Source organism: Bacillus sp. Medicinal_06, assembly GCF_056711665.1.
In genome coordinates this window covers 95,642-118,993 of sequence record NZ_JBWYHD010000004.1, presented here as the reverse complement: position 1 = coordinate 118,993, position 23,352 = coordinate 95,642, and the positions used below count along the sequence as shown (strand labels likewise).

Below are 23,352 nucleotides of genomic sequence, written 5' to 3'. Positions count from 1 at the left end.
TACACCGTAACTGAAAAAGGAGTGACGACTATATTGAAAGATCATATTTACACATTACAAATTTCTACCGATCATCCAAGGTCGCTAACATTGCCTTATATATTTTCTAGTACTTCTCCCCTTACATTTCTTTCCTTTGGATCGCGACATACGGCATGTGAAAATATTGAAATTCATTATACTTATGCTCACGAAATTATAATAGGCGAACAGATTGCGAAAGAACTCTTGCTTCCATCTTCAACCGCCATGCATGCTTTCATTCAAAATCAAACCCTTATACTTGGGCCACTAATCGGTATTTTCACAACAGGTTTTACGGAATCCGCTTCCCATCCCGTCGGCAATCGCTCTAACAGTTTCAAGGATTTACTAATCCCGCCCGACCCTTTACATCCATTCGTTTTCTTATTTGGTGCACAACATATAAACTGGGATGAAGAAACGATTGATGGCTACTTTTTCAAAGAGGAAAGCTGGGTGCAATGTAAAGTTCCTTTTCCAAACGTTATTTACGATCGATTACCTAATCGGCAAGCAGAAAGTTATAAACCTATCATTCGGGCAAAAAAACAATTACAAACAAAGTACGCCATTCCATGGTTCAATCCAGGATTTTTCAACAAATGGAATATACATGAACTTCTTATAAATGAAAAAACAGTTGCTTCTCTGTTACCTCAAACAGAAACATTTCAGCACTTCGAACAAGTAGAACATTTCTTATCATCATACAAACACGTTTATATGAAATCTGTGCATGGTAGTTTTGGACGAAACATTTATCAAATTTTTTATTCTACTACAGAAAGCTGTTATTATTGTCGTTACCGTGAAGGGCAACAAAATAAATTACGAAAGTATTACTCTTTAGAAACATTGATTAATCACGTTATGCAAGGGCAGGATTTAAAAGAATTTATCGTCCAGCAAGGAATTGTTTTATTACGTATAGGTGGGCAACCGGTAGATTTTCGAATTCATACAAATAAAAATCGTTTTGGTAATTGGAGAGTTAGTGCCATCGTTGCGAAAATCGCTGGAAAAGGCAGTATGACAACTCATATAAATAGCGGCGGAGAAGTAAAACTACTCCAAGATATTTTCCCTGATGCAACGGAGCGTATTCGAATTACGAATAAATTAACAGATGTAGCCATACAATTAAGTTCTACTTTAGATCAGTGCATGAAAGGAAATATTGGAGAAATTGGTTTTGATTTAGGTTTAGATAAAGATGGGAAGGTTTGGTTATTTGAAGCCAATTCTAAACCTGGAAGAACTGTCTTTCAGTCCGAAAAATTACAAGAATATGATGAATTGACGAAACAGTTATTTTACGAGTATGCCATATATTTAACAGAAAGCTGTCTTTCTCGTTCGAAAAGACGATTACCAAAGGATGAAACTTCCACCCGATAATAGGTGGAAGTTTTTTCATTATATCAATTTCACTGTTAATTCAGTTTGTGTTCCGCATGTCCCACAATAAAAAACATGAACACAATATTTCTCCGAATTCTCCCTCGTTAAACCGTCTACTGCTGTTAACAAATCTTGATCCATGTACGCACTATAGTCATCTATATAATCGACAACTTTTCCATAATCTTGGAGTACATTCGTACAAACCCGGCAAGAATATGTTTGAGACTCCAATGCATTACAAAGTGGACATATCGCCATTACAACTCCTCCAATCATAGAGGTTTCCTATTTATGATTAGTGTGACCTTCTTTTAGAAAAATACAAATTAAAAAACCTTCTTTTTAGGTGGGAAAGGGCATCCGGCCATGCATAGAAGCGGGCAGTTCCTTTTTTCGCCCCATGCCATGTGAAAACAAAAAGAGAAAGCGAGTGGAAATCTGCTTTTGTTTTCATAACCATGATTCATGTGTGGAAAGATTGAAATAGATGTATATAAATACAAATTGAAAAACCTTTCTTTTTAGAGAGTATCCGGTCATGCATGGAAGCGATCAGATTCTTTTCCTGCCCCATGCCACGTGAAAACCAATAGAGAAAAAGAGTGCAGATCATCTTTAATTATCCATAACGGCGGTTTATATATTTACAAAATTTACAAATTATTATTTCGCATATCTTTCTAGGTAACATCCATACTATGAGTACATTCACCACAACCGATGGATTGGCGCCAAACGGGGCGATCATCTGGTTCAACTCCAGCTAATCCAACCAAAAAACTTTTATACTCTAAGGAGGATATATTCCTATGGCAAACCAAAATTCTTCAAATCCATTAGTAGTACCAGGTGCATCAGCTGCAATCGATCAAATGAAATACGAAATCGCTCAAGAATTTGGTGTACAATTAGGAGCAGACTCTACAGCTCGTGCAAACGGTTCTGTTGGTGGCGAAATCACAAAACGTTTAGTAGCAATGGCTGAACAAAGCCTTGGTGGATTCCAAAAATAAATATATATGGCAAAAAAGGTCTCAGAGCATTCGCCCTGAGACCTTTCTATTTACTGAAGCATTTGCAGGAATTTCTTTGTGCGTTCTTCTTTCGGAGTAGTAAATACCTCTTCTGGCGTTCCTTGTTCTACAACAACGCCGCCATCCATAAAGATCACACGGTTCGCAATTTGATGAGCAAAGCGCATCTCGTGCGTTACAATCACCATTGTCATTCCTTCTTTTGCAAGTTCCTTCATGACTTTTAGGACCTCTTGCACAAGTTCTGGATCTAACGCTGACGTTGGTTCATCAAATAATAAAACCTCTGGTTCCATAGCTAGCGCACGGGCGATCCCTACGCGCTGCTGTTGTCCGCCTGACAGCTGGAATGGATATAAATCCATTTTGTCACCAAGTCCAACCTTCTCAAGGAAATACGTCGCTTTTTTCTTCGCATCTTCTTTCCCCATTTTTTTCACTGTAACAAGCCCTTCCATTACATTTTGAATCGCTGTTAAGTGAGGAAATAAATTATGATGCTGGAACACCATACCCGTTTGCGTACGAAGATTTACAATATCGCTCTTCGTTATTTTCTTTGAGAAGTCCAGTTCCTTATTACCAATACGAACAACACCCGCATTTGGCGTCTCTAATACATTTAGGCAACGTAAAAATGTTGTCTTACCTGAACCAGATGGCCCAATAATTACGACTACCTCGCCTTTTTCAACTGATAAGTCTATATGTTTTAGTACGGTATTATCTCCGAAACTTTTCTGTAAATGTTGAATTGAAATCATAAAAACAAAAACTCCTTTTATGAAAGGATTATTTTAAAGTATAACGCTCTGAACGTTTTTCTAATATTTGTTGCACGATAGATAGTAAGAAACAAATTACCCAATAAATAAGGCCTGCTTCAAAATAAACAATTAAAAACTCATAGTTCATCGATGCGATTTCCTGTGCTTTTCGGAACATCTCTGTTACTAAAATTAACGATGCTAATGAAGTATCCTTCACTAAGCTAATAAAAGTATTGGAAAGCGGCGGAATCGATACACGTGTTGCTTGTGGTAAAATAATACGTTTTAATGCTTGCGGGTATGTCATCCCAATTGTATACGCTGCTTCCCATTGCCCTTTTGGAATAGATAAAATGGATGCACGAATAATTTCAGATGCATACGCACCAACATTTAATGAAAATCCAATAACAGCTGCTGGATATGGATCAATCTCAATTTTTAAAGTTGGAAGTCCATAGAAAATAATAAACAATTGTACAAGAAGTGGTGTTCCGCGAATAATAGATACATAGATACGAGCGATCCATTGCAGCAAACGACTATTTGAAATACGAGCTAAAGCCGTCAAGGTCGCCAATATAATACCAATCACAAATGTGATAAGCGTTAATGGAATCGTCGTGAAAAGAGCACCCTCCAGCATAGGCATGAAGGATGCTTGCATAATATCTATCCATGTAGATAATCGATCTGTAACGACTGCACTACTTAGATACATTTTCACCGAACCATTTTTTCGTTATTTTGTCATACGTACCATCTTTTTTCATCTCTTCTAACGCTTTATCTACTTCTTGTACTAATGTATCGCTACCTTTACGGAATAAGAACCCACTTTGTGATGCTTCTTTTTCTGTTGCTGCAATTTTAATGTTTGCATCTTTTTTCGTTTCTAAATAGTTTAAAACTGATAACTTGTCATTGATTGTGAAATCAACACGTCCTGAGTTAAGTAATTCTACCGCTTGGCTAAATCCTTCTACCCCCTGGATTTCCGCGCCATTTTTCTTTGCAATTTCCGCGTAATTACTTGTTAAGGACTGCGCTGCTTTCAAACCTTTAATATCTGTAAATGATGCTGGCTTATCTTTGTCTTTTCGAACGACAAGCGCTGCTGAAGAAGAAATATATGGTTTAGAGAAGTCATATTTCTTTTGACGATCTTCACGAATTCCAACTTCATTCGCAACCATATCAAAACGTTTTGCATCTAGTCCAGCAAGTAAGCTGTCCCATTGCGTTTCTTTAAATACTGGCTTCACACCTAGACGTTTTGCAACTTCTTCTGTTAACTCAACGTCAAATCCAGTTAATTTCCCACTTCCATCGTGGAATGTAAACGGTGGGTATGTACCTTCCGTACCAACAACAATTTCACCGTTCTTTTTAATTTGTTGTAATGCATCTTGACTAGTAGCTGTATCTTTTTTCTCTCCGTTGCCACAGCCCGCTACAATTCCAACTGCGAGAGTAGCTACTGCAAACACTGAAAATAATTTCTTCATCATGTTAATCCTCCAAGTATTCTGATAGGAATTTAAAAACTATATTGATTGTATGCAATCTTGAACAATTTTTCAATGAAAATGTTCGTCATTAGTGTATCCTTTTTCTTCATAATCAAACAGAATGATACAAAATCGATACATACAAAAAATAAGTAACATGTTTAAATATAGCATTTATAAAGAAAAAGGTAAAACAAAAAAACTTTTCTTTTTGGGTGGGAGAGAGGACCCCCACCATGCATAGATGCGGTCAGGAGGATTCTTTTGTCCTTCATATCCGGAATTGAGTTGCTAGAGAATTAGTAAATGAAATTTTATCAGCGATTTTTCAAATATATCGACCGTTTCTCACAATATATCGGCGCAAATTGAAATATATCAGCGATTCGACAAAAGATATCGACGCTCCGACACATAACGACAAAAACAAGAGGCAGCTATCCCCACTAAAAAAAGAGCTTGCTAAACCAGCAAGCTCTCTCAAGACTCTAATACACAATATCCAATCATCCCGCACAATAATAAAAAGAAAGCAATGTTAAATGTTACTGATAACTCTTCCATCCCTATCTCCTCCTTTCCTCCAACATATCACATGGATAAGGAAAGAGACGGGAGCATTTGTAAACATTGCTTTAAAGTTTTCTGAACATTTCGTGAAAGTTATGCACTTTGGCTTCCTTCCATTTGTGTTTTGTACATGTCGTAATAACGACCCTTTTTCGCCATTAATTCGGCGTGAGATCCCTTTTCCAGAATCGTTCCTCGGTCAAGCACAATAATTTGATCTGCGCTCTTAATTGTTGAAAGGCGATGTGCAATGATAAAGGTTGTTCTTCCTTTCTTCACAACTTCTAACGCTTTTTGAATCATCGCTTCTGTCTCTGTATCAATACTTGAAGTTGCTTCATCTAACACTAAAATAGCAGGATCGAATGCTAACGCACGTGCGAAAGAGATAAGTTGACGCTCTCCTGTTGAAAGCGTGCTTCCTTTTTCGGTAATTTCCTCTTCTATATTGTTAGCAAATCGCTCCGCCCCTACATCGTGCAGTGCTTTTACAATCTTAGCCTTTGAAATCCTCGGATGTTCTAAGCTTACATTCGATGCAACTGTACCACTAAATAGAAATGGATCTTGCAATACAATTCCCATATGTTCACGGAGTGCTTGCTTGGGTATATCTTTCACGTCATGCCCATCGATTGTCAATTTTCCTTTTTGAAACTCATAAAATTGGAACAGTACATTCATAATGGAACTTTTCCCCGATCCAGTATGACCAACGAGGGCAACCGTCTCTCCTTTTTTCGCCTCGAAAGAAATATTTTTTAATACTTCATCTTTCCCATTATAAGAAAATGAAACATCATCAAATCGAACATTTCCATTTAGACGTGGGATACGTTCCTCTTCAACTATTTCTCCCTTTTCATCTAACAGTTCAAATACACGTTCCGATGCAACGCGCGCTTGTTCTAAGTTTGCAAGCTGATTCACCATATTTGTAATGGGTGAAAAAAGTCTTGTTAAATAATCGACAAATGCATACAGCACCCCTAAAGAGATCATTCCCGTAGCACTCAAAGAAGCGCCGCCAAAATACCAAATAACTCCCGTAAAGGCAATGTTGCGCAAGACACCTACTAAGTTATGGGATGTCGCTGCATTTAAATTTAAAATTTTGTTTTGGTACTTGAAGTAATCTTCATTTAATTCTTCAAATTCTTTCTTCGTTGTACGTTCTTGACGAAATGCCTGAATGATAGGCATTCCTTGGATGGACTCATTCACTGTTCCATTAATATCTGATAATCGAGAACGCATCTTATGATTGTATACAGAAGCATATTTTCTATACACAACAGCCCAAACAATTAAAATTGGTATGATGATTAGGCATAAAAGTGCCAATTGAATATCCAGTAAAAATAACGCAATAAAAATTCCGATAATATAAATAAAACTAGAAACAAATGTCGCTAAAACTGTTACATATAACTCCCGAATTGCCTCCGTATCATTCGTTACACGCGATACAATTTTTCCTGCTGGCAAGTGATCGAAATAACGAATTGGTAATGTTTGAATATGGGAAAAGACATCCTCACGCATAATTTGAATGATTTTATTCGATGCTTTCTGTAAGAAGAACTGCTTACCATATGCAAATAAAGATACAACTAACAATAATGCAAAATATCCTCCGCCAAGTAAGAGTAATCGTTTTATCTCAGGTTCATAAAACGAATATACTTCTTTACCTGTTAACATTTTCGCTTTATACACTTGCGCCGCTTTTCCGCTTTGAATTGTAATCATATCTCCCTTTACAGAACGTGTTCCCTCTGCTGCAACTTTATTCGGTACAAAATAATAAGTGAAACCGACCTGTATAATACGAACTTCTTTTCCTTTTTGTTCCCCTTGTTCAAAACGGTCACTCCGTTTATACCAATTTCCGTTATAAAGTACGGCATCCTCACCTTGCACTGTTTCATGCCACGGTTTCTCAATTCCGACAATATGATCATCAATCATTATCTTTGCTACAAATGGACCTGCCAGCTCTGCAATAACGAAAATAAATAACATTGCTAGTGCCGTAAAAATGGGCCCCTTTACTTTCATAGCATACTGAAATAACCTCTTTCCTACATTCATATTTTCACCTCACCCCCGGCCTTTTCGCCCTGCTGTCTTTCAAACTGCTCCGCATACCAACCGTCGTTCAACACGAGCCTATTATGCGTTCCTTCTTCAATGATTTCACCATTATCCATAACGAGGATCCAATCCGCATGCTGCACAGCTGACAGACGGTGCGTTGTGATAATGGTTGTTTTTCCGCTTCTTTCTCTTCGTATATTTTCAATAATTGCCGCTTCCGTCCTGGCATCTACAGCTGATAATGAATCATCTAAAATTAAAATTTCTGGATTTTGAATAACGGCTCGTGCAATCGAAATCCGCTGTTTTTGCCCACCAGATAAAGAAACGCCTTTCTCTCCAACAAGTGTCTCTAACCCTTCTGGAAGGAACTCTAAATCTTTTTTGAATGCTGCAATTTCAATCGCCTTTTCAAGTTCCTCTTCACTTGCTTCTCTGTTTCCAAATAAAATATTTTCGCGTGCTGTTTTTGAAAATAGAATATGCTCTTGTGGTACATACCCAATCCAGCCTCGTACGTTCTCGGTCGAAATTTCACCTAGCATCACATCCGATACTGTAATATCCCCTTCACCAAGTGGATACTGACGAAGAAGCTGACGAACAAGAGTCGTTTTACCACTCCCTGTTTTCCCAACAATGCCAAGTGTTTCTCCTTGTTTCAATGAAAAAGAAACATGTTTCAAATTCATATCTGGTGAAGCTGGATATGAAAAGGAAACTTTATCAAAGTCGATATACTCTGGTTCGTGTACACGCTTCGGCTTTTTCACGTTCTTCACATCAGGCTCATACGCTAACGTTTCATTAACGCGGTCTAACGAAGCATTTCCGCGCTGCATCACATTGATTAATTCACCAATCGCAAACATCGGCCAAATCATCATTCCAAGGTAAACGTTAAAGGACACAAGTTCACCAAGCGTCACCTTTGATTGGAATACTAAAAATGCTCCATATACAAGACCAATCAAATAGCTAAGACCAACTAGCATCTTCACAGTCGGCTGGAACAGCGCATCAATTCTTGCTACTTTCATATTTTTTTCATATACATCTGTTCCTAACCTATGAAACCTGTCTTCATCCGCCTTTTCCTGTACATATGCACGAATCACACGCACGCCTGCAATCGATTCAAGCACTTTATCATTCATATCTCCAAATGCGTCTTGCGCAATTGTAAAGCGTTCATGTAGCTTCTTCCCATATATGTTCATTGCATATGCCATAATCGGCAAAGGAAGAAGTGCCGCAATTGTAAGCTCCCAACTAATTGAAAAGCCCATCATAAAAACAATCGTTAGCATATATAAGCTAGAATCCACGAGTGTCAAAATCCCAAAACCAGCAGTCATAGAAATCGCCTTTAAATCATTGGTCGCCCTTGCCATTAAATCACCCGTACGATTTTTGTGATAAAAGGTCGGTGTCATCTTCAGCAAGTGCCCCATAAATTTTGACCGCATCGTTTTTTCAAGAACAAATGAACCACCAAATAATTGATGTTGCCATACATACGTGAGTATATATCCAACTATCGTCGTCACGACTAAAATCCAAATATATTTCATAATTACTTCGCTTGTTAAAGATCCTATTTTTATATGATCAATTGTTAAGCCAATTACTTTTGGAGGAATTATCTCTACTACATTTACAATTAAAAGCGCGCCAATTGCGATACTGTACCTCTTCCAATGCTCTTTAAAAAACCATGTTAACTTTTGTAATACTGAAAACAATAAAATCTCTCCCTTCTCGATCTTGTTTCAGTCTATTTCTGTTATCCGCTATCAAAAGCCCCCCATTTTACACCTCGCCAGCTATACTGTTTCACCATATCTTCTCACCCTCCATATTTTTCTTTATCGGAACCATACAAAGTATGGAAACAACCAAAAATAGAGACAAAAAAGCGCATACCGCCGCTTGACGATATGCGCAAAAACGCATAAAAGCGTACGTTACGAAATACGCAACGTACGCTTTTTTAAAGACAAAAAAGCACTATCTTTCCGTACGGGTTGCGTAATGATATGAACGTTTTCCACCATGTAATCTAGCTAAGCCAGTCATATTTACAATTACAATCATCACGCACACCTCCTTCATTTATTTTCCATTTTTAATTTTATAACTTTATGAACTTTTCTGTCAATTGTTTTTTTTATTATTTTATAAAACAAACTTTTATCACAAGAAATATAAAATACATACTCCCTTTCCCATACTCGAAAAAATTATCTATTAATACTATTTATAAACCCTATGTTTCACTTAAAAATAAAGTAAACCCCTTTCAGAAAGGGCATACAAAATTAAAATCATACAAGAAATCGTTTTCATAAACATTTTGTTTGAAAAATATTCTCAAACCCCCTACAATCACCATATACTCACTCTTACAAGTTGCTATTTTAGGAGGACGAATCATGACAACGATAACTAGCAATACGTACAAATTTTATTTAAACGGTGAATGGAGAGAAAGCTCTTCTGAGCAAACAATTGATATTCCGTCACCATATTTACATGAAGTAATTGGACAAGTACAAGCGATTACTCGCGAGGAAGTTGACGAAGCAATTGCATCAGCAAAAGAAGCTCAAAAGGACTGGGCTGAAGCATCTCTTCAAGATCGTGCAAAATATTTATATAAATGGGCTGATGAGCTTGTAAATATGCAAGATGAAATTGCCGATATCGTAATGAAAGAAGTCGGTAAAGGTTATAAAGATGCGAAAAAAGAAGTTGTTCGTACAGCAGATCTTATTCGCTACACTGTAGACGAAGCATTACATATGCATGGCGAAAGCATGATGGGTGATAGCTTCCCTGGCGGATCTAAATCTAAACTTGCAATCGTTCAACGTGCACCACTTGGTGTTGTATTAGCCATCGCACCATTTAACTATCCAGTAAACTTATCTGCTGCAAAACTTGCACCAGCTCTTATTATGGGTAACGCTGTTATCTTTAAACCAGCAACACAAGGTGCAATTAGCGGTATTAAAATGGTAGAAGCACTTCATAAAGCTGGTCTTCCAAAAGGACTTGTAAACGTAGCAACTGGACGCGGTTCTGTAATTGGTGACTACTTAGTAGAACATCCTGGCATCAATATGGTATCGTTCACAGGTGGTACAAATACGGGTAAACACTTAGCGAAAAAAGCTGCGATGATTCCACTTGTATTAGAACTTGGCGGCAAAGACCCTGGCATCGTACGTGAAGATGCTGATTTACAAGAAGCTGCAAAACATATCGTAAGCGGTGCATTCTCTTACTCTGGTCAACGTTGTACTGCAATCAAGCGCGTACTTGTACATGAAAATGTAGCAGACGAACTTGTTAGCTTATTAAAAGATCGTGTAGCTGCATTAACTGTTGGTTCTCCAGAACAAGACAGCACAATCGTGCCATTAATCGATGATAAATCTGCTGATTTCGTTCAAGGTTTAGTTGACGATGCGGTAGAAAAAGGCGCAACAATCGTTATCGGTAACAAGCGCGAGCGTAACTTAATTTACCCAACATTAATTGACAATGTAACAGAAGATATGAAAGTTGCTTGGGAAGAGCCATTCGGTCCAATCCTTCCAATCATCCGCGTTTCTTCTGATGAGCAGGCAATTGAAATTGCGAACAAATCAGATTTCGGCTTACAAGCAAGTGTCTTCACAAAAGACATTAATAAAGCATTTGCAATTGCAAACAAAATCGTCACTGGTTCTGTTCAAATTAACGGACGTACAGAGCGTGGCCCTGACCACTTCCCATTCATCGGCGTAAAAGGTTCTGGTATGGGAGCACAAGGTATTCGTAAGAGCCTTGAGTCTATGACACGTGAAAAAGTAACTGTATTAAACTTAATGTAACATTTTAGAAGCTAATCTACGGCTGTAGATTAGCTTCTTTTTATATAAAGTGAAACTTTAATCAGTGGGGCTTTTCTTCATCCCCCACTGATTATCAGCCCTCACCAATCGGGCTTTTACGGGCAGTTGATCCCCCACCTATCTTCCTCGTTTCCCTCTGAATCTTGAGGTGGGGGTCTTACTGCCCGTTAATGCGGGATAAATACAAATTGAAAAACCGGGAAAAAACCATTCTTTTTAGGTGGGAAGAGAGCGTCCGGCCATAGATAGAGGCGGTCAGTGTCTTTTTGGGTCCCATGCCAGGTGAGAACAAAAAGAGAAAGCGAGTGGATATATATGTTAGAAAATCAAGTGATATATATTCTTTCATTCCCCTATTCACTTATCTCACATGCTTTAGGATCACTGTTCATTAACCAATCCATTACATTCTCAAATACAGTTACAGAATCATTATTATGCTTTTCTTTATTCAAATTAGACACAATCTCAAAAATACTTTTTATATTCTCTACAATACTAACTGCATCTACAAAATGGACTACATTAGGAGAAACAGTATGCATATATTGAAAATACTGCTTTTGTGGTTCTATAAGACTTAGATGTTTTTCGAAGTTACTTCGTCTTCGGGTAGTATCATTTTCTTTCCTTTTTCTTAATTCTGTTTCGCTTGTAGAAAGATGAATGTAGACATCCGGAAATCCTATATGTTTTCGTTTCATTTGATTTACATAAAACTCTTTCAAAAACGGTAAAGTTTGTGGGAATTCCCCCTGATAAATCCAGTTATACCAAATGGGCTGAAAAATATCTCCATCAAATAGAACTACATCATACGATTTTAGTTTTTCTTGTGCGATTTGCCATCTTTCAACTTGCCTTTCGAGATACCAATTTTCCAGTTCAGGATTAGGGCGCTGAAATAAGAAATTCACTTCTGGAATCACATAAGCATTGTACAATTCCGCAATATTTCTACACGTTGCCGTTTTACCAATACCACTTGCACCCTCCAAACAAATTAACGTCATATCACACCTCCGTTCTTCTTTATAAAATAATATTTAAACATTACACTTCATAAATTTAACACAACTATCGACAAGCTTTTTCAAAAGAACCTATTTCGAAAAAGCTCCCTCTTCTAATAATAACAAAGTCTTCGCCATAGTCTGACTATTACTATATCCATTGACGTATAAAAATTCATTTGTTACCCTTAAATACGTAAATTTAATACATAAATCCTCATTCGTATCTCGGTGAGGTAGAGGTTGCAGTCATTAAGAGTATCATTTCGGGAGATGTAGTGGCATCGATGAACGAATGGGAAAGGAATGGTTGCCGAAGTAAGAAATGGCCACCATGCATTCTTGCTGGGTCTGCTACTTAATAAGTGCAGAACTGTCACAAACAATTTGTTTGTGGAGAGCTATCGAGAGGTATGTCGTGGGTTTCCTATAAGATAGAAAGCACGTAGCGACAATGACACGTGCTTTTTTTGTTTTGTATGAAGCTTACCTTACTTCCCTTTTTGGAAGACATACATATCTCCTCGCTTGACTTGGTTATACTAACTTTGGAGGTATTTTTTATGCAACAGAAAAAATGGGGCTTTTGGGTACTGACAGCATTTGTTGTCGGCAATATGGTTGGCGCTGGTATTTTCATGGTGCCAAGTACATTAGCACAAACAGCAAGCCCTCTCGGTGTTACTTTAGCTTGGTTAACAACAGGGTTCGGTGTTTTAATGCTAGCTCTTGTTTTCGGTAATTTAGCAATTCGTCGTCCTGATTTAACAACAGGACCACAAAGTCACGCATATGCCTTATTTTCATCACCAAAAAAGAAAAAAATGGCTGGATTCAGCATGGTTTGGGGCTACTGGGTCGCAAACTGGGCAAGTAATGTTGCTATTATTACATCTTTTGCAGGTTATTTATCACTCTTCTTCCCGATTATGAAAGATACACGTCTCTTATTTTCAATTGGTACTTTCGATGTGGAAGTTGGAAAGCTCATTACATTCTCCATCTGTTCTTTCTTATTATGGGGAACACATATGATTTTAACAAACGGTGTAAACGGAGCTGGGAAATTAAACTTTTTAGCGACAACAACGAAGGTAACAGGATTCCTTCTCTTCATCGTTGTTACTTTGTTTGCATTTCAAGCTTCAAAATTTGGACAATGGTACACACCAGTGATTGATAAAGAAGGCGTGTCACACGGACTGCTTTCACAAGTAAATTTAGCTGCACTTACAACACTTTGGGCATTTATCGGTATTGAATCAGCTGTTCTTTTGTCAAACCGTGCGAAATCTCCAAAAACGGTAAAACATGCAACTGTTGCTGGCTTATTAATAACTGTTGCCATTTATTTAGGAATTACCATTTTAACAATGGGTGTTCTTCATATGGATAAACTACAAGCGTCTGAACGTCCATTAGCTGACGCATTAAATGCTGCAATGGGTCATGGCGGCGGAAAACTAATGGCGCTCCTTGCTCTTACTTCCCTATTCGGCTCGATCTTAGGCTGGATTTTATTAAGCTCAGAAGTGCCGTATCAAGCAGCAAAAGAAGGCTTCTTCCCTTCCTTCTTTGCAAAAACAAACAAAAAAGGAAGTCCGATTTATTCATTAAGACTGACAAATATTATGTCGCAAGTCTTCCTATTCTCAACATTATCAGGGACAATTGCTGAAGCTTATACATTCGTTATTACCGTCTCAACTTTAGCTTACTTAATCCCTTATCTCGTTTCACCGATCTTCCAATTAAAACTGGTCGTAACTGGTGAAACATATAAAAATGAAATGGGTTCACGAATTATGGATGGTATCGTCGCAGTCATTGCGCTTTGCTATGCACTATGGGTTATTAAAACTGGCTCCTCAGATATAAAAACATTCCTTCTTGGAATTGGCTTATTCGTAATTGGCTTTGCCTTTTACCCATTAATGAATCGTGATCAGAAACGAAATAAAAAAAATAAAAACGAACAAGTTGCTTAAAGCAATTTGTTCGTTTTTTATTTTGATGCACGAAAGAAACCTTTATAATAGATGATAGAGGTGAAAAACATGTCAATTGAAACACTGTGGAACGATCGTTTTCAAAAACATCTTCAAAACAGCATGATGTATTTTTTCCGGATGATTAGTGGTTTATTATATAGCTTCATCTTTATCTCATGTATCGGTGCGTATTATTACGCCAAGTTTTTAAAAACCTATCCTTCTAAAGGAATCGCATTATTAATCATTATAACTGTGCTTACAATCATGATAACGAGATGTAAAATCCGCACGTTTATCCAAAAGCCCGATGCTATCTATTTACTGGCACTTGAAGAGAAATTAACATCTTATTTCAAAAAATCTCTTCTCTATAACTATGTCATGCAGCTATTTCCATTGCTATTCACGTTTCTAATCATTACACCACTGGCAATGCAAACATTACAGACAACCGTTCCATTTTTATGTACGATCTTTTTCATTTTAATGTTACTAAAAGGTTGGAACCTATATATCAATTGGATCTGGCGCGATCACGATAACGGCCACATCTGGTTTATGATTCGATTCGCTTGCAATGCACTGATTCTTTACATGCTTTTTCAATCCGTATCAGTCCTTCTATTAGGTGCTGTTCTCTTACTTCCAGCCTTTATACTTCTTTATACAGTAAAACAACCAACAAAACGAATCGGCTGGGAATATATCATTGAACAAGAAGAAAAAATGGACATGCGCTTTTACCAATTTGCCAACTTTTTCACCGATGTTCCGCAGCTGAAAAAACAAGTGAAACAAAGAATATGGCTAACAAGTTGGCTAGAACCTATCTTACATAAAAAACAAGCTACTTTTTTATATTTGAACACTTTATCATTCTTACGTGCAAATGATTATTTTGGTATATATATTCGATTAACTGTCATTGGTTCTTTCATTTTATATTTCGTACCGAATGTATTTGCAAAGGGCGCTATTACTTGTTGTCTCTTATATATGACCTCTATGCAATTGCGTGCCTTATGGAAATATTTTTCGGGAAATAATATTGTAGCATTATATCCGATTTCACACGACACACGAATACATCAATTTCTTACCCTTGTATTTTCATTAGCAATCGTTCAACTAGTGGTATTTGCAGTTATCCTGATAATCAGGATCCAGCAGCTTTTACCTGCTTTTTCAATCGCCTTAATCAGTTTGCTTTTCATCAAATTTATTATTGTACCAAAAGCAAAAAAAAGAATTGCTTCTTTATAAGTACAAAAGACCGCAAATAGCGGTCTTTTTATGCTTATCCAGCACCCTTCTGTTAATTTCTAATCACTTTTTTAGGCATTTCTCATATAGTGAAAATGACTAGAATTTTCCTGATCGTATAAAAATATTTGATCACATATATAAAAGATGGGAGCCTGCCTATGAACAACAAGCACACTTCAACGCCCCCAAATCACTCCGAGGAAAACAAAAGAGAAATTAGCTTGCAAACATTAAGGGTCATTGGACTCATTGTATTAATTAGTGGCTATATCCTTGTCGCTCTCTCTGAAGTAGGTGAACTGAAAAATCTTTTAATGAATCCTCGCGCTAACAATACATTAGCTGAAGAAGATGTTTTTTAGAAACGTAATGCTATATAAAAAGCGAATCATCCTAAAAATGATCCGCTTTTTGTATAATTCTATCCAAGATGAGGTATGCTTTCTTCACGATATTCATTCCTTCTAATTGCTTTCATAAACAATACAATACTGCTTACACCAATCAAAAAATAAACAATACTCATTCCCCACGATGCAATGAATGAACCAAGCATAATCCCTAATGCCCCATTCATTTTTGCTACCTGGAAGACCATACCATTGATAGCCATATAAGAGCTCCGCGCATCATCCGGAACCATATCCGCCATAATCGATTGCCGAACAGGTACATACATCATCTCTCCAACTGTTTGAAAAAGGCCAGCTATCAATAAAATCCACAAGCTATTGCTTGATCCAAGTATTGTAAATCCAATTGTATAGATAAACAAGCCCACATATAATAGTTTCAAATCATTAAAACGCTTCGTCATTTTAATAACAAGAGCTGAAAATAAAACAATCAAAATCGTATTTTCCGCAGAAATCCAACTTAACATGCGGATACCTGTTAAATCAAAAATAATGTTATTTCCAAATGCAAATTGAATTGTTTCGAATTCCTCTTGTAAGCGCACGCCTAAATAATTATTAAGCTGAAATTCTAACGATAACGTACATATACTTGCCAAACAGAATATCAAAAATGCCCGGTCTGTCATCACGACTTTGTAGCTTTCTACCATTTCTTTTAGCACATGCTGCTTTTTTATAATTGGCCGAGCGACATATACCTCCTCCATATATACAGCAATTAAATATAGCGTCAGCAGTGCTACTACTGTTAATAATACAAATAGTTGAAAACGGTAATGTTCAAATAATAATCCCCCAAAGATTGCTCCAATCGCAATAGACAAGTTGATTGCCCAATAATTGATACTATACATAACCTTTCGATTCTCAGGTGTACTCACATCAATTAGCATTGCCTCTGTTGCCGGGTTCATAAGTCCTGAACCAAGACTATTCGTTAACATAAAAATGAAAGTTAACCAAGGTGAATCTACATAATCTGAATTCGCAATTCCCATACAAGCAATTGAAACAACTTGTACCACTTGCCCTATAATCATGACCTTTTTTCGTCCTAATCGATCTCCAATATAACCACCATAAAGCCCAATGACTAGCGCTGCCATTACATTTATTAGTAATAAAACACCTGCAAGGACACTGCCTAGCTTTACTGAAAAATAAATCGCCATAAACGGGAAAATCATCGTTGATACAGTGCGTGTTAAAAATGATGTTATAATTCTAATTTTTATATTGCGATGCATACTCCAAAATCCCATTTCTTTCCGCCTCCTTATAGGTATTCATTTTACTTTGAAAAAGTGGAAGAAAAAGGTTAGAATATTCTAAAGAAATTCCCCTTTTATTGGGAAGGAGTCGTTTAAACATGAAAGTGATGGACTATTATATTCAACTACGATTGCATGATCCGGAAAAACAGTACATGCAAAATAGCTTGCAAGAATTAGCCGATATGTTATATTGCACTACAAAAAACGTGAAAATTTTACTTAGAAAAATGAGTGAAGAAAACTTAATTACGTGGACACCTGGACGAGGACGTGGAAATAAAAGTGAGATTCTCTTTCTCCATACCATTTCAGAAGTCATTATTCCTTATGCTGAATCCCTTTTACAACAAGATAAATTAAAAGAAGTCTTCCTTCTTTTAAAACAACCTTTTCCTTCTTCTCTACGAAAAAACTTAGAAGACAAACTACAACAGCATTTTGGATACCAACCTGTAAACGATATGTACGATGTGTTAAAAATACCTTGCTCTCGAAAAATATTACCACTCGACCCAGCATTTGCAGCTATCACAACTGAGAGTCATCTTATTAGTCAAATTTTTGATACATTAGTAATTTATAACTATAGCGCAGAAGAAATTGAGCCTCATCTCGCTCATACATGGGAAGTTAGTGAAGATCAATTAACCTGGACTTTTTACTTACGAAAAGGAATCCAATTTCATCATGGAACAACTTTATCTTCCAAAGATGTTCAATTTTCGTTTGAAAGATTACAACACGTACAATCTCCTTATGCATGGCTCACAAAAGAAATTGTACAAATTGAAACACCATCACCATTACAAATAAACTTTCACCTCCGAAAGCCAAACTTGTTTTTTCTACGTTATGTAAGTTCGATGCAATTAGCCATTTTACCCCATGATGTTGAAATACAAAATCACCATTATATCGGTACAGGAGCTTTTACATTACATTGTTATGATGAAGATCAAGTGATATTAGAAGCATTTCCTGATTATTTTAAAGAACGCGCTTTAGTTGATCGTATCGAGTTTTGGGGTATTCCAGAACATGCACAAATACATAAACATTGTGAAATTCCAAATAATAAAAATAAAAAAGAACATGATGTACAAATAGAAGAAACTGGCTGTATATATGCTGCATTTAACTTTACAAAACCCGGTCCACATCATGATATTTATTTTCGAAAAGCTTGGAGAGAACTATATGATGTTGAATCCATCATTCATAATTTAAAAGGAACACGCACTATTCCAGCATGTAGCTTCTTTCCAGAAAGAAGTAGGATAGCGGAAAAACAATCCAGGTCTTTACAGAAAGCGAAAAATTACTTACAAAAGAGTTCCTATCAAGGTGAAACGATACATATTTATTTCTTCTCCTTTAAAGATAGTGCCGATGATGCTCTTTGGCTAAAAGAACGTTGCCAAAACTTAAGTATACAAGTAGAATTGCATCCTTTCCCAGTCTCAGACTACTCTAATCGCTCTATTGATCAGAACGCTGATATTATTTTGATGGGAGAAGTTTTCTCTTCAGATATAGAAATCGCTTTTCTTAATGTATTTAAAAATAACAGCTGCTTTATTAATCGTTTTATGCATCCCCACTATCAAAAACAACTCGATTGTTTACTAGATACATTTTTATTGGAAGAAAATACAGAAAAACGCTACAAACTAATGTATGAAATAGAAGAATTCCTTCAAACAGAGTATATTATTCTATTTAATTATCATGTTTTTAAGAAAAAAACATATCCATCTTCTTTAAAGAACGTAACGATTGACTCTTTTGGTTGGACAGACTTTTCGAAGTTATGGATTCACCCAACAGAATCAGCTAGCGAACTATAAAAAAACAAAGGAGATATGATCTCCTTTGTTTTTTATCGTAGTACGATAAAGATTTTAACTTGTTTTTTCCGCTAAACTTTCTACCATTTGTTTTTCTTTCCACATGAATGTAATACCAAGACCAATAGCCATAATGAAAGCAGAGAAAAGATACGGATAGTGAATATTAACATCAAATAATATTCCTCCCATAGCCGGTCCGACGATATTCCCTAAGCTCGTATAGGTTGAGTTCATTCCAGCAACAAATCCTTGCTCTTTTCCAGCTGCTTTTGATAAAAATGTCGTTAATGCCGGACGAAGTAAATCGAATGCGAGAAAGATAAAACAAGTTACAGCTAATACTACCCAAAAATTATAGATTAAGGTTGAGACTACCGCCAATATTACACCTGTAATTAAACAGAGCTGAATCAAGACTTTTTCTCCAAATATATCTACTAACTTTCCAAATAGAAATACCTGAACAACAACACCAAAGATTGAGCTTATTGTAATAATAGCGGCAATATCTTTTGGTGTGAAACCAAACTTATGATCAGAAAATAGACTAAAAACAGTTTCATATGCCGATAAACCAAAAGCAAGTACAAATACAATAACAAATGCGATAAAGTAACGCGGGTTTAATGATTTTTTTAAATCGCTAATAAAGTTTGTTTGCTTCGTATTAGCCGAAATTTCTGCTAGTTGTTCCGCTGTTAACGGCTCTTTCAGAATAAATATGGAAGAAACGCATGCGATAAAGGCGATGGCTGCCGCAAAAAAGAAGGGTACGCGTATACCATATTCTGCAATAAAACCACCGATTCCAGGTCCAATAATAAAACCTGTACTGATGGCAGCAGAAAGATATCCCATCGCTTTTGGTCGTTCCTGAATAGATGTAATATCTGCAACATATGCCGTAACACCAGGCATAATAAAGGCAGCACTAATCCCCCCTAACACCCTTGCTATATAAAGTACCCATACATTTGTTCCCAAACCAAATATAAGTTCTGAAGTACCAAAAAGAAATAAGCCAATTATGATAATTTTCTTTCTACCATAACGGTCAACCCAGCGTCCTGTTAATGGTGACATCAGTAGTTGGGCTACTGCGAATACAGCAACAAGATAACCCATCGTTTTTCCTGATAACCCCATAATATTCATAAATGACGGCATAACCGGGATAATGAGGCCAATTCCGAGAAACGCAATGAATATATTGCTTAAAAGAATGATTAGTACCATCTTTTGTTCTTTGATTGATTTCTTCATTTATTAACACCTCTTCCTGTAAAAATCATTGATGTGAAACTCTTCTTCAAAATAATACCTAAGGGATTTTTAATTAGTGACATCCTCCACAAATAGCGGGACAAAATTGGTGAAAGCTATATCCTTTATATGAATGGAATGATGAGATTTATTTGTAGTATTTACCTCTTACCTTATTTTTCATAAAGTGAAACTTTAATCAGTAAGTTTTTTTCTTCATCCTCATTAACTTCTTTGCTTACACTGAATTTTAAGGTCGGATCTTACTTCCCATTGATATAAGATACAGTGACTGACTTTCATTCATTTTCGAACAAAATGAACCCATCTCTTTACTATAAATGGATTCACCTAACTATTTATTCACGAATGTCCAATGCATGCGTTAAAAAGTCTAGTACTTCAGCTTTCTGAAGATCGACCTGATCATCCTGTTTATGATCATATAAATAAACTTGCTCTGCCGCAGATTCAACAAGAGCGATACATAACTTTGCCGTTCTTTCAACGTGAATTGAATTACGAATTGCCCCTAAATCTTTTGCTTCACTTAAAAATTGACTTAACCACATATAAAGAGGCTCATATACAGCTTCCCACTCTTTTATATGCTCAGTAGATGCAAGACCCGCATACATTAATGCTTGTATTTCACGATTTTCCTCTATAAAGTCAAAGACAGCATCTATCACTTGCATAACTTTCTTTGAAAAAGGTTCATTATTTTGTACCTTCTCTTTTACTGCGTGTATCATCTTTTCAACCATAACTTCTGCTATTGCAGGCATAACAGATAATTTAGAAGGAAAATACAAATAGAAAGTCCCTTGGGCAATACCGGCCAATTTTACAATGTCAGAGATCTTTGTTTTTTCAACTCCTTTTTCCTGAAACACTTCAATAGCTGCATAAACAATTTTCTCTTTTTTATTCATTATCCGAGTCCTTTCACACATGTATAGAATGACTGTCATTCATTCTATATGAAGTTTTATTGTACTGTCAACAATAGGGTGAAAGTTAAAAAAATTTTCTAATGTATTTTTCGAGTAACCAAATCAAAATTTAAAAAGCGGTTTTCAAAGTAAAAAAGAGATGTAATCTAGACTATCCCATCTTTATTTTCTCCATAGGAAAATCCCCCAATAGAACATAGAAGAATATTCTTCTTTTTCTATTAGGAGATCAAATCATAATATATGAGTTTTTATATCTATTCTTCATTCCATTATATATCTGTATAAGGTGAAACTTTAATCAGTGGGGTTTTTCTTCATCCCCCACTGATTATTAGCCCTCACCAATCGGGCTTTTACGGACAGTTTATCTCCCACCTAACTTCTTTGCTCTCGCTGAATTTTGAGGTGGGAGTATTACTGCCCGTTAATGCGGGATAAATAAGAACTAAACGAATTAACTCCAATACAGCTCCTCCTGTACTATCGGGTATACTTTGTAATAAGTCTTTCTATTTTTAAGAAAGAGCCTTTAATCCCGTTACTCCGCATACAATAAGAGCCACACTAATGATACGTGCCTTACTTTTAGACTCTCCAAATAAGAACATATTTAACAAAACGGCACCCGCTGTCCCTATACCAATCCAAACTGCATAAGCTACACTGACTTCTAAAAACAGGAAAGATGTGTATAAGAATGCGAAAGAAATACCAAATCCACCTAGATAAATCGCACCATTTGTTATTGATTTATCCTTACTGTACATTTTAAGACCGATTACTCCAACAATTTCACTTATTGCAGCACACAAAACAAAAATCCACCCCATTATTAAGCAGCTCCTTTCATAACTTCTTCTTCTTTTTCTTCTTTGTTATCAGCTAACTTCAAACCAATAACGCCAGCTACAACCATAACGATGAAGAATAATTTCCCTAGACTAAAACTTCCGCCAAAAAGAAAAACATCCATTAAGAAAGTTCCCACAGTTCCCGCTCCAGCAAAAACAGCGTATACTGTTCCTGTCGCAAGATGTTCACACGCTTTAGAAAGCAGGTAAAAATCAATACCAATAATTCCTATAATGATTACCCAATGCCACCAAGTGTGAGCTGTGTTAAAACCAAATACCCAAAACACTTCAAAAATACATGTTAATATTACATATAACCAAGCTTTATTTTTCATAAATTACCACCCTTTATGACTGATTGTCATTCATTTTCCGCTTAAAAAATTTATCCATCATGTTACATCCAATGGATAGTTATTTTCCTATATTCAATGCATGTGTTAAAAAATCCAAAACTTCAGCTTTTTGTAAATTAGCTTCCTCCTCTTTTGCATAATCATATAAATAAATTTGTTCTGCTGCTGATTCAATTAAACCAATAAAAAGTTTTGAAGTTCTTTCAACATGAATAGAATTCCGTATTACATTCGCATCCTTCGCTTCTTCTAAAAAACGTTTTATCCAAACATAAAGAGGCTGATATACACTCTCCCACTTCTTTATATGTTCTGTTGATGCTAAACCGATATATATTAATGCTTGTATTTCGTGATGTTCCTTTGTAAACTCAAAAATTGCATCTACAATTTGCGAAAATGTATCTAAGAAAGAAGAGCTAGCTTTTGTTTTTTCTTCAACTGCACATATCATCTTCTCCACCATAACTTCTGCAATAGCAGGCACTACAGATAGTTTTGAAGAAAAATATAAATAGAAGGTTCCTTGCGCAATACCAGCAGATTTCACTATATCTGAAATCTTTGTTTTTTCAATTCCTTTTTCCCTAAAACATTCGATAGCAGCGTATACAATTTTTTCTTTTTTAGACATTATCTACACCCTTCCACGAAATAAAATGACTGAATGTCATTCATATATATTGTACATAGATGATTTATAAAATGTCAATCACAATTTTTTTTATAATTGATCTTGTTCATACATATATTAAAGTTTTACTTTATAAAAAATTAAATACTACTCGC

20 protein-coding genes and 1 riboswitch are annotated in these 23,352 nt (G+C 36.2%); of the genes, 7 read left to right on the top strand and 13 right to left on the bottom strand.

The genetic code is table 11. The features are described from left to right. Positions 1–33: 33 nt before the first annotated feature. Positions 34–1,422: a YheC/YheD family endospore coat-associated protein gene (locus AC1M36_RS10875; protein WP_336450742.1), complete on the top strand. Its 1,389-nt coding sequence runs from the start codon at positions 34–36 to the stop codon at positions 1,420–1,422. A gap of 18 nt (positions 1,423–1,440) precedes the next feature. Here AC1M36_RS10875 and AC1M36_RS10870 read toward each other — a convergent pair whose 3' ends face one another. Beyond that, a complete protein-coding gene (locus tag AC1M36_RS10870; protein WP_336450741.1) occupies positions 1,441–1,686 on the bottom strand; it encodes a hypothetical protein in 246 nt (81 codons plus the stop codon). A 551-nt stretch (positions 1,687–2,237) separates the two neighbouring features. On the opposite strand from AC1M36_RS10870, the gene sasP reads away from it, so the two are divergent. Then, positions 2,238–2,441, top strand: coding sequence for a small acid-soluble spore protein, SasP family (gene sasP, locus AC1M36_RS10865; RefSeq protein ID WP_174101963.1), 204 nt, complete (start codon positions 2,238–2,240; stop codon positions 2,439–2,441). A 50-nt stretch (positions 2,442–2,491) separates the two neighbouring features. Here sasP and AC1M36_RS10860 read toward each other — a convergent pair whose 3' ends face one another. From AC1M36_RS10860 to AC1M36_RS10840, 5 genes are all read right to left on the bottom strand, one after another. Then, positions 2,492–3,226 carry an amino acid ABC transporter ATP-binding protein gene (locus AC1M36_RS10860; RefSeq protein ID WP_336450740.1) on the bottom strand — a complete coding sequence of 245 codons (735 nt, stop codon included), beginning with the start codon at positions 3,224–3,226 and terminating at the stop codon, positions 2,492–2,494. A 28-nt stretch (positions 3,227–3,254) separates the two neighbouring features. Continuing rightward, positions 3,255–3,953, bottom strand: a complete 699-nt coding sequence (locus AC1M36_RS10855; protein WP_336450739.1) for an amino acid ABC transporter permease — start codon at positions 3,951–3,953, stop codon at positions 3,255–3,257. Then, on the bottom strand, positions 3,940–4,740 hold the full coding sequence (locus AC1M36_RS10850; protein ID WP_336451013.1) for an amino acid ABC transporter substrate-binding protein: 801 nt from the start codon (positions 4,738–4,740) through the stop codon (positions 3,940–3,942). Before AC1M36_RS10850 ends, AC1M36_RS10855 begins: the two co-directional genes overlap by 14 nt. Before the next feature lie 666 nt (positions 4,741–5,406). Then, on the bottom strand, positions 5,407–7,407 hold the full coding sequence (locus AC1M36_RS10845; protein ID WP_431613031.1) for an ABC transporter ATP-binding protein: 2,001 nt from the start codon (positions 7,405–7,407) through the stop codon (positions 5,407–5,409). Beyond that, on the bottom strand, positions 7,404–9,158 hold the full coding sequence (locus AC1M36_RS10840; protein ID WP_336450737.1) for an ABC transporter ATP-binding protein: 1,755 nt from the start codon (positions 9,156–9,158) through the stop codon (positions 7,404–7,406). Before AC1M36_RS10840 ends, AC1M36_RS10845 begins: the two co-directional genes overlap by 4 nt. A gap of 690 nt (positions 9,159–9,848) precedes the next feature. Here AC1M36_RS10840 and gapN point away from each other — a divergent pair. Continuing rightward, entirely contained in the window at positions 9,849–11,294 is a 1,446-nt protein-coding gene (gene gapN / locus AC1M36_RS10835) for an NADP-dependent glyceraldehyde-3-phosphate dehydrogenase (RefSeq protein ID WP_479845852.1), read from the top strand. Positions 11,295–11,668: 374 nt separating this feature from the next. Here gapN and AC1M36_RS10830 read toward each other — a convergent pair whose 3' ends face one another. Next, complete coding sequence (locus AC1M36_RS10830; RefSeq protein ID WP_479845851.1) at positions 11,669–12,328, bottom strand: AAA family ATPase; 660 nt, start codon at positions 12,326–12,328, stop codon at positions 11,669–11,671. Positions 12,329–12,557: 229 nt separating this feature from the next. Beyond that, positions 12,558–12,740: riboswitch (Lysine riboswitch) on the top strand. Positions 12,741–12,891: 151 nt separating this feature from the next. Here AC1M36_RS10830 and AC1M36_RS10825 point away from each other — a divergent pair. The 3 genes from AC1M36_RS10825 to AC1M36_RS10815 all read left to right on the top strand — a co-directional run bounded on the left by AC1M36_RS10825 (position 12,892) and on the right by AC1M36_RS10815 (position 15,950). Then, on the top strand, positions 12,892–14,316 hold the full coding sequence (locus AC1M36_RS10825; protein ID WP_336450734.1) for an amino acid permease: 1,425 nt from the start codon (positions 12,892–12,894) through the stop codon (positions 14,314–14,316). Between the two features lie 69 nt (positions 14,317–14,385). Further along, positions 14,386–15,585, top strand: coding sequence for an ABC transporter permease (locus AC1M36_RS10820; protein ID WP_336450733.1), 1,200 nt, complete (start codon positions 14,386–14,388; stop codon positions 15,583–15,585). Positions 15,586–15,746: 161 nt separating this feature from the next. Further along, positions 15,747–15,950, top strand: coding sequence for a hypothetical protein (locus tag AC1M36_RS10815; protein ID WP_174101943.1), 204 nt, complete (start codon positions 15,747–15,749; stop codon positions 15,948–15,950). Positions 15,951–16,009: 59 nt separating this feature from the next. Here AC1M36_RS10815 and AC1M36_RS10810 read toward each other — a convergent pair whose 3' ends face one another. Continuing rightward, entirely contained in the window at positions 16,010–17,269 is a 1,260-nt protein-coding gene (locus AC1M36_RS10810; RefSeq protein WP_479845850.1) for an MDR family MFS transporter, read from the bottom strand. 107 nt (positions 17,270–17,376) lie between these two features. Between AC1M36_RS10810 and AC1M36_RS10805 the strand changes: the two genes are divergently transcribed. Next, positions 17,377–19,128: an ABC transporter substrate-binding protein gene (locus AC1M36_RS10805; RefSeq protein ID WP_479845849.1), complete on the top strand. Its 1,752-nt coding sequence runs from the start codon at positions 17,377–17,379 to the stop codon at positions 19,126–19,128. Between the two features lie 54 nt (positions 19,129–19,182). On the opposite strand, the gene AC1M36_RS10800 is transcribed toward AC1M36_RS10805, so the two are convergent. The 5 genes from AC1M36_RS10800 to AC1M36_RS10780 form a co-directional block, all read right to left on the bottom strand. After that, entirely contained in the window at positions 19,183–20,394 is a 1,212-nt protein-coding gene (locus AC1M36_RS10800) for an MFS transporter (RefSeq protein ID WP_479845848.1), read from the bottom strand. Between the two features lie 359 nt (positions 20,395–20,753). Further along, positions 20,754–21,332, bottom strand: coding sequence for a TetR/AcrR family transcriptional regulator (locus AC1M36_RS10795; RefSeq protein WP_336451012.1), 579 nt, complete (start codon positions 21,330–21,332; stop codon positions 20,754–20,756). Between the two features lie 536 nt (positions 21,333–21,868). Continuing rightward, positions 21,869–22,183, bottom strand: a complete 315-nt coding sequence (locus AC1M36_RS10790; protein ID WP_336450729.1) for a DMT family transporter — start codon at positions 22,181–22,183, stop codon at positions 21,869–21,871. 2 nt (positions 22,184–22,185) lie between these two features. Further along, positions 22,186–22,542, bottom strand: coding sequence for a DMT family transporter (locus tag AC1M36_RS10785; RefSeq protein ID WP_241817106.1), 357 nt, complete (start codon positions 22,540–22,542; stop codon positions 22,186–22,188). Between the two features lie 79 nt (positions 22,543–22,621). Beyond that, on the bottom strand, positions 22,622–23,200 hold the full coding sequence (locus AC1M36_RS10780) for a TetR/AcrR family transcriptional regulator (RefSeq protein WP_479845936.1): 579 nt from the start codon (positions 23,198–23,200) through the stop codon (positions 22,622–22,624). Between the last annotated feature and the right edge of the window lie 152 nt (positions 23,201–23,352).